Origin of the sequence: Cohnella abietis (genome assembly GCF_004295585.1) — a bacterium.
GTDB lineage: Bacteria > Bacillota > Bacilli > Paenibacillales > Paenibacillaceae > Cohnella > Cohnella abietis.
On sequence record NZ_AP019400.1, the window covers coordinates 6,097,140 to 6,105,000 of the forward strand.

3 protein-coding genes, 8 tRNA genes and 2 rRNA genes (1 of these 13 running past the window's edge) are annotated in these 7,861 nt (G+C 46.2%); all 13 read right to left on the minus strand.

Translation table 11 applies throughout. From position 1 onward, the window contains the following. Window positions 1-200: 200 nt before the first annotated feature. A complete protein-coding gene (locus tag KCTCHS21_RS26655) occupies window positions 201-1,787 on the minus strand; it encodes a response regulator transcription factor (RefSeq protein ID WP_130615116.1) in 1,587 nt (528 codons plus the stop codon). Further along, the gene (locus KCTCHS21_RS26660) at window positions 1,765-3,549 is read right to left on the minus strand and encodes a cache domain-containing sensor histidine kinase (RefSeq protein WP_130615119.1); all 1,785 of its coding nucleotides are present in this window, start codon (window positions 3,547-3,549) and stop codon (window positions 1,765-1,767) included. Before KCTCHS21_RS26660 ends, KCTCHS21_RS26655 begins: the two co-directional genes overlap by 23 nt. An 11-nt stretch (window positions 3,550-3,560) precedes the next feature. Beyond that, window positions 3,561-4,850, minus strand: coding sequence for an ABC transporter substrate-binding protein (locus tag KCTCHS21_RS26665; RefSeq protein WP_157994130.1), 1,290 nt, complete (start codon window positions 4,848-4,850; stop codon window positions 3,561-3,563). Between the two features lie 189 nt (window positions 4,851-5,039). Continuing rightward, a tRNA-Leu gene (locus KCTCHS21_RS26670) sits at window positions 5,040-5,124 on the minus strand. A gap of 29 nt (window positions 5,125-5,153) precedes the next feature. After that, a tRNA-Val gene (locus tag KCTCHS21_RS26675) sits at window positions 5,154-5,229 on the minus strand. 52 nt (window positions 5,230-5,281) lie between these two features. After that, a tRNA-Leu gene (locus tag KCTCHS21_RS26680) sits at window positions 5,282-5,366 on the minus strand. 37 nt (window positions 5,367-5,403) lie between these two features. Next, window positions 5,404-5,479 (minus strand) — tRNA-Lys (locus tag KCTCHS21_RS26685). 5 nt (window positions 5,480-5,484) lie between these two features. Continuing rightward, a tRNA-Gln gene (locus KCTCHS21_RS26690) sits at window positions 5,485-5,558 on the minus strand. A 25-nt stretch (window positions 5,559-5,583) separates the two neighbouring features. Then, window positions 5,584-5,659: transfer RNA gene (locus tag KCTCHS21_RS26695), tRNA-Val, on the minus strand. A gap of 5 nt (window positions 5,660-5,664) precedes the next feature. Further along, window positions 5,665-5,739: transfer RNA gene (locus KCTCHS21_RS26700), tRNA-Glu, on the minus strand. 17 nt (window positions 5,740-5,756) lie between these two features. Next, a tRNA-Thr gene (locus KCTCHS21_RS26705) sits at window positions 5,757-5,832 on the minus strand. Window positions 5,833-5,878: 46 nt separating this feature from the next. Continuing rightward, window positions 5,879-5,995, minus strand: a 5S ribosomal RNA gene (gene rrf, locus KCTCHS21_RS26710). A gap of 119 nt (window positions 5,996-6,114) precedes the next feature. Then, a 23S ribosomal RNA gene (locus KCTCHS21_RS26715) occupies window positions 6,115-7,861 on the minus strand (it continues 1,180 nt past the right edge of the window).

A 7,861-nucleotide genomic window follows, 5' to 3' on the forward strand; every position in this document is an offset into this window, starting at 1 on the left:
TATAGAGGAATTGAAAAGGCTTTCATATGACCTAAACTCCATGTTTGTGCCACATTCTCCAGAGGATTTAAATCCCGTTAATTATCGTTGTTTCCGAAAAACCTGTATTGAATTTTGGCATAGAAAATAGGGAAGGAGCTGTCTCTTGGCCTTCTCAGACCTTAGAGATCAGCTCCTTCCCTTACATCAAGAGGGGCTACTCACTCCGCTTCTAGCTCAATCGTGAGCTCAGCACGATTACGATATTCGGATGGCGTCATTCCATAATGCTGTCGAAATAGCTTACAGAAGTATTTCGCAGAAGAGTAGCCCGTTTTATCACTAATCTCATAGTTTTTCAAATGGGTTTCCCTTAGCAGCTTCTTCGCATGATTCATTCGCACCGATGTTAAAAACACCAAGTAATTTTCTCCGGTTACCTCCTTAAACAAATCACTTAAATAGTTGGGGTTCAAGTGTACGATTTTAGACAAGGCTTCTAGCTTGAGAGATTTATCTCCATAGTATTTGTGGATATAGTCTTTAACGATTTCGATGACTTTGTTTTTTTCCACAGTGCCCGTAAGGTTTAGCGACATTATCCTAATACGACCTTCCAGCTCTGATAGAATAGTCAGCAGATGGATCGTAGATCCCGGCAATGCTAGGCGGGAAAGCGCATTAGCTACTATTTCTCGCAGACTTAAGCTCAGCTTGGATTCTGTCTGGTTTAGTACGGGTAGCAGCATTATAAGCAAGAAATGGATGAGCCTCAGCTGCAGGATAGAATGATGATCTTGAGCCTGTTGTTTAATCACTTTTAACTCACCATCGAGATAGTCCGAAAGTGATTCGGAATCATTCGTTTCTAATGCAATCCGAATTTGGTTTTGCTGATCATTCCGCTCCTTATCTCCATAGATCGAATCCAGCTTCTTCTGTCCTGTCTCCGAGCTATAAATCTCATGAATGGTATCTCCAAATACCTCTGGCAAATTCCCCAGAGATGCGAACGAAGCACCTGCAGCTGCTATATGCTGGTTTCCCGTATTATTATGACCTAGCTCCCCAGATTCGGCAGCCCATGCCTCTAACCACCATTGCCTAATGACATCTATTCCTAGATTCCTACCTGAGCTTAATACGAAGAAATGTCGGGAATCCGCAAAGAACGCATAACTATTTTCCACTTCTTCAAAATTCGCTAGAAAGCTCTCCCTTAACTTGGGGACAATTTCATCATACTGTGGGAAGCCATCTTCGTCCCGAATGAGCATCAGAAAGGAATATTCCACTTCGTTTAGACTCCAACCGTTATCCAACAACAGCTGTTTCAATTGCTCTTCCGAATGCAGATCTCCACTCAGAAGCTCTAACAGCGCTTGTTCCAGCCTTTTGGTTCTTGCTAACTCCACCTCCTGCTGCACCTGAGCACGCTCGTTAAATAGTCGCTCGGCTTTCTCCAGAGCCTCTACTAGCTCCTCGCGAATGATTGGCTTTAACAGATAATCAACAACATCAGCCCGCATCGCATTTTGAACATAGGCGAATTTATCATGTCCAGTAAGCACAATCTTCAGAATAGCTGGGTGATGCTCCTTAAGGAAATGGGCCAGTTCTAACCCGTCCATACCCGGCATAGAAATATCGATAAGCATAAGGTCTGGTTTATCCAGAGGTATGTTTCTCATCGCGCTCTGAGCATCCTTACACTCGCTAACAGTCCATTGAGGAGCAAGCCGCCTAATAATAGAAACGATTCCTGCACGAATCATTTCCTCATCGTCAATGACCATGATATTCGGCAAGCGGCTCACCTTCTTCCTTGAGATATTTCATCCTTATTTCTATCGTTGTTCCTATACCTTGCTCACCCGAAAGAATAACCAGACCGTATCGATCACCGAAATAATAACGAATCCTGTCGAAAATATTTTTCAAACCAATATGAATTTGGTCATCATCTTTATCAATATTCGTTAGCAGCTGAGCCTGAATATCTCTTCTTTTCTCCTCGCTCATTCCTTTACCGTTATCCATTATCCGTATTACAACGTCCTTATCTACTAACGCAGCTTTAATATAAATTGAACCTTCATGATTATGAGGCGCAAGACCATGAATAATCGCATTCTCCACCAAAGGCTGTATTGTCCACGGTAGAATATAAGATTTCATAACTTCCGGCTCGATATCTACGATAAACGATAGATTTGGAAAACGTATCTTCTGAATACTCACATAGTTTTCAACGTATTCCATTTCCTTCGCAAGCAATATCAGCTCTTTATCATGATTAATTGTCATACGAAACAGACGACCCAATCTCGAAATCATATCCGCAACCTCGTAATTATTGTCCACTTCTGCTTTCATGCTTATGGATTCGAGCGTATTATACAGAAAATGCGGATTAATCTTACTCTGCAGAACCTTAAAGTCCGCATCCCGTTTCAAAATTCGAATAACGAAAATATGGTGGACAAGCTCGTTTATCTTTCTGACCATGTGATTAAAGCTTCCCGCTAGCTTACCAATTTCATCATTCGATTGAGCTTTGAATTGAACGGAATAATCCCCATTCTCTACTTTATTCATTAGAGATTTCATCTTCTTTAAGGGAAGAAGTAGCCTGCGGGTCAGAAAGACGGAAAGTCCGATCGATAGGAACAATGCTACGCCCGTCAGTGTCCATAACAAATTACGCAAAATATCTACATTTCGAGTCAGCTCACTGAGCTCAATAATATTAGCAATCTTCATACCGGAAAATGGGGCTGTTACGTAGCTAATCATAACCTCCTTACCGTCTATCCGTTTAACGATGCTTCCAGATTCTTGTTCCAATGTGATGGGAAACATCTGCGTAATCTTGGACTTGTCCCTGTCATATATAATATGGCCTTGTGAATCAACGATAAGCAGCTCTTGTTCAGTACCACCGCCCACGCTTGAGAATACTTCACTTAGGCCATTCAAGCTAATATCCATCCGGAATATACCCGCAGACTGATTTTTACTTACATCGATCAGGCTGCGAACAAAGGAAAAGCTAAGCTCCTCCCGCCCTTCAATGCTTCGCAAATAATAAGTAGGTATAAGAACGCCTTTACCTTCAGCTTCTAATGCCTCTTTATACCAGGACTCGTTTCGAAAATTCCCATAGTCTACTTGCTGACCTGATCCGTATCGGGAAAAAATATCGCCATTGGGATTGATAAAATAAGTACCGATGACATCCTGAAAAGGAACAAGGACGATATCCATCAATGCTTTATCAATCATCATTTTATCTTGATATTGTTCGAAGGCCGATTTACCACTCGGGAGTAAAGCTTTTTCGACACCGGAATCCATGGAAAAGGTTAAAGAAATGCGGTCCAATTCGTTGAAATAATGGTCCACATTTTTCCCAAGCTGATTCAATAATTCTAAACTGAAATCACTTGCTCTCTCCTTCATATTCGAGCTATAAGTTTGAAAGCCGAAGAACGTCACCACGAGCATCGGCATCAATATCATCAACGTATACATGAGAATGAGCTTCTTATCCAAGCTCCACTCTCTCAATCGAATGCGGCTTATTGGGATCCTCCTCCCTTGATGGTGGATTTATCCCAAGTGCTATCCATGTTATTCAGCATTTGATCGATCGTTAGTGCGTGTAGATACACGCCTTGAGCGGAATCCATTATTTCATTAACAACATCACCGCTCTGCTCCCACCAATTAGATAAATACTCCTTAGTGCGGCCGCTCATGATTGATCGTGAAATATCACTTAATTCCTTAGGCGAATCGCTCTTAGCTCCTTGCAAGGTAAGGAAAGATGCCTGACTTTTCGCCCACTGTCTAAGCGTTTGTTCCTGTGACCAGAAATCCAAATATTTGCGTGCTGCCTCCAGCTGATTTGTTTTGTTGTTAATCGTCCATGTTGTCCCGATGTTGACGGAAACAATTGCTTCCTCTCCGGGTGGGTTAGCAGGCATAGTGAACATACCAAGCTCGAAGTCTGGATTACCTTGTACTATTCCTGCCAATGTCCAGCTTCCGTTTATGAACATACCAGCTCGCCCTTCGACAAAATCCTTCTGCGCCTGATCCATGCTGACTTTTGTACTATTAGGAGTTAAGTAGCCATATCCATCCAAGCTGTACCACTTCTCTAATATTTCATTCCAGGTTCCGTTAAATTTGATTTCACGTGCATTCAATTTACGATCGAAGTCCTGGTCTTTAATTAATGATGAGCCTAGGGTGAATAGAGCCGCCAGCGTCATCCAACCATCGTTGTTCCCGATTGAAATCGGCGTTGTGCCACTCGACTTCAAAGCCGCGCAGACGGCTAAAAACTCCTCCCAATTTGAAGGCGCTTTCAATGATAGCTTTTCAAAAATATCTTTATTGTAATACACACCGAGTACGACCATATCATTAGGTATTCCATACACTTTGCCTTCATAAGATACAGATTCAAGTGCTGCTGTTGTGAAGGCACCTACCCAAGGCTCACCACTAAGATCTTTAATAAAACCTGCTTTAGCATATCCGCCAACTTCTCCTAGGCCCGGGTGGAGCATAATGACATCAGGTGCATCATTAACCGCGAATTTCCCCCTGATATACTTCGTGTATTGAGCGCCTGGCATTCCTTCGTAAATCACTTTGATCGTTGGATTTTCCTTCATGAATCTATCATTCAGCTCAGGAATCGCACCGATTTCAGACCCTGCTTTGAATCCAGCTACCCTAAGCTTTACAATCTCCTGAGGCAAAGGGGCTACTATCTGAGTTTTAGAGCCGCTGCAGCCTGTTATTAGCAGCACAAACCCGATCATAGAGACCAGTAAGACCATGTTTGTTTTTTTCATATGTCTCATCTCAATTTCCTTTTAATTGATAATCTACATTGAACGTGACTGTGCGATCGTACCTCTATTACAAGTTTACAACAGAACTAATTGGCAGTATATGTTCTTTTCTATTTAATGGGGTGTATATTTAACAACACAAAAAACTCTAGAACCGATTAGATTCTAGAGTCGTTAGTTGCATTGTTATGGTGCGCGTAGAGGGACTTGAACCCCCACGTCGTGAAACGCCAGATCCTAAGTCTGGTGCGTCTGCCAATTCCGCCATACGCGCGCATTTGAAAGTACATTTCTTAAAGATTATGGTGGAGGCTGACGGGATCGAACCGCCGACCCTCTGCTTGTAAGGCAGATGCTCTCCCAGCTGAGCTAAGCCTCCGAATAAAAATTCTAGAACCGATTAGATTCTAGAACCATTGGTTGCAGTGTTATGGTGCGCGTAGAGGGACTTGAACCCCCACGTCGTGAAACGCCAGATCCTAAGTCTGGTGCGTCTGCCAATTCCGCCATACGCGCGCATTTGAATATACATTCTGTCACTGCAATACAGAAGTGGTGAGCCATGAAGGACTCGAACCTTCGACACCCTGATTAAAAGTCAGGTGCTCTACCAGCTGAGCTAATGGCTCGAAAATGGCTGGGGATCAAGGATTCGAACCTTGGATGACGGAGTCAAAGTCCGTTGCCTTACCGCTTGGCTAATCCCCAACGGTAAGCCAAATCTTAAAGATTATGGTGGAGGCTGACGGGATCGAACCGCCGACCCTCTGCTTGTAAGGCAGATGCTCTCCCAGCTGAGCTAAGCCTCCGAAAATGGTGACCCCTAGGGGATTCGAACCCCTGTTACCTCCGTGAAAGGGAGGTGTCTTAACCGCTTGACCAAGGGGCCGTGTATGGTATTGGAAGTGGAGCTCTCAACCGGGATCGAACCGGTGACCTCATCCTTACCATGGATGCACTCTACCTACTGAGCTATGAGAGCATAGTCCCTACACCTTAACACAGCGATAAAGCAAAATGTAATTCCGGCCTGGCAACGTCCTACTCTCCCAGGACCCTGCGGTCCAAGTACCATTGGCGCTGGAGGGCTTAACGGTCGTGTTCGAGATGGGAACGCGTGGAACCCCTCCGCCATTATTACCAGACCAGTTGTGTCGACAACGTCGTCACAAATACATTCACAAAGCTTGCGCCTTGAAAACTGGATGCGAAACAAAGCAGGAAGAAGAGTGGTGGTCTTACATGTTACAGTTGTCTATTCGCTTAGGATAAGCCCTCGACCGATTAGTACTCGTCAGCTACACACGTTACCGCGCTTCCACCCCGAGCCTATCAACCTGGTGTTCTTCCAGGGGTCTTACGAATTGGGAAATCTCATCTTGAGGCAGGCTTCGCGCTTAGATGCTTTCAGCGCTTATCCCTTCCGCACTTGGCTACCCAGCGATGCTCCTGGCGGAACAACTGGTACACCAGCGGTGCGTCCATCCCGGTCCTCTCGTACTAAGGACAGCCCCTCTCAAATTTCCTACGCCCGCGACAGATAGGGACCGAACTGTCTCACGACGTTCTGAACCCAGCTCGCGTACCGCTTTAATGGGCGAACAGCCCAACCCTTGGGACCTACTTCAGCCCCAGGATGCGATGAGCCGACATCGAGGTGCCAAACCTCCCCGTCGATGTGGACTCTTGGGGAGATAAGCCTGTTATCCCCAGGGTAGCTTTTATCCGTTGAGCGATGGCCCTTCCATTCGGTACCACCGGATCACTAAGTCCGACTTTCGTCCCTGCTCGACTTGTAGGTCTCGCAGTCAAGCTCCCTTATGCCTTTGCACTCTGCGCGCGATTTCCAACCGCGCTGAGGGAACCTTAGAGCGCCTCCGTTACTCTTTAGGAGGCGACCGCCCCAGTCAAACTGTCCGCCTGACACGGTCCTCCTACCCGATAAGGGTAGTGAGTTAGAACTCCGATACGATCAGGGTGGTATCCCAACGGCGCCTCCAGTGAAGCTTGCGCTCCACCTTCAAAGGCTCCCACCTATCCTGTACAGACCGTACCAAAGTTCAATATCAAGCTACAGTAAAGCTCCATGGGGTCTTTCCGTCACGTCGCGGGTAACCTGCATCTTCACAGGTGCTAAAATTTCACCGGATCTCTCGTTGAGACAGCGCCCAAGTCGTTACGCCATTCGTGCGGGTCAGAATTTACCTGACAAGGAATTTCGCTACCTTAGGACCGTTATAGTTACGGCCGCCGTTTACTGGGGCTTCAATTCATAGCTTCGGGTTGCCCCTAACCACTCCTCTTAACCTTCCAGCACCGGGCAGGCGTCAGCCCGTATACTTCGCCTTACGGCTTCGCACAGACCTGTGTTTTTGCTAAACAGTCGCTTGGGCCTCTTCACTGCGGCCCCCTCGTGCTATTCACACTACCGGGGCACCCCTTCTCCCGAAGTTACGGGGTCATTTTGCCGAGTTCCTTAACGAGAGTTCTTCCGCGCGCCTTAGAATTCTCATCTCGCCCACCTGTGTCGGTTTGCGGTACGGGCACCTTCTCCTGGCTAGAGGCTTTTCTTGGCAGCGTGGGTACATGACCTTCGGTACTGTGATTTTCCCTCCCCATCACAGCTTGAGGTATTAGAGTGCGGATTTGCCTACACTCACCTCTTACTGCTTGGACAGACTATTCCATCAGTCTGCGTCGTTCTCCTCCTGCGTCCCCCCATTGCTCATAACGGATTACGGTGGTACAGGAATTTCAACCTGTTGTCCATCCACTACGCCTTTCGGCCTCGCGTTAGGTCCCGACTTACCCTGGGCGGACGAACCTACCCCAGGAACCCTTAGGCTTTCGGCGGACAGGATTCTCACCTGTCTTTTCGTTACTCATACCGGCATTCTCACTTCTATGCAGTCCACCAGTCCTTACGGTCTGACTTCTACCCGCATACAACGCTCCCCTACCCAAGACACCTAAGTGTCATGCCATAGCTTCGGTGGTGTGTTTAGCCCCGT

Bases quoted from the DNA above. Each gene is read 5' to 3' on its own strand.
- KCTCHS21_RS26665 (WP_157994130.1), bottom strand. From the start codon at position 4,850: ATGAAAAAAACAAACATGGTCTTACTGGTCTCTATGATCGGGTTTGTG.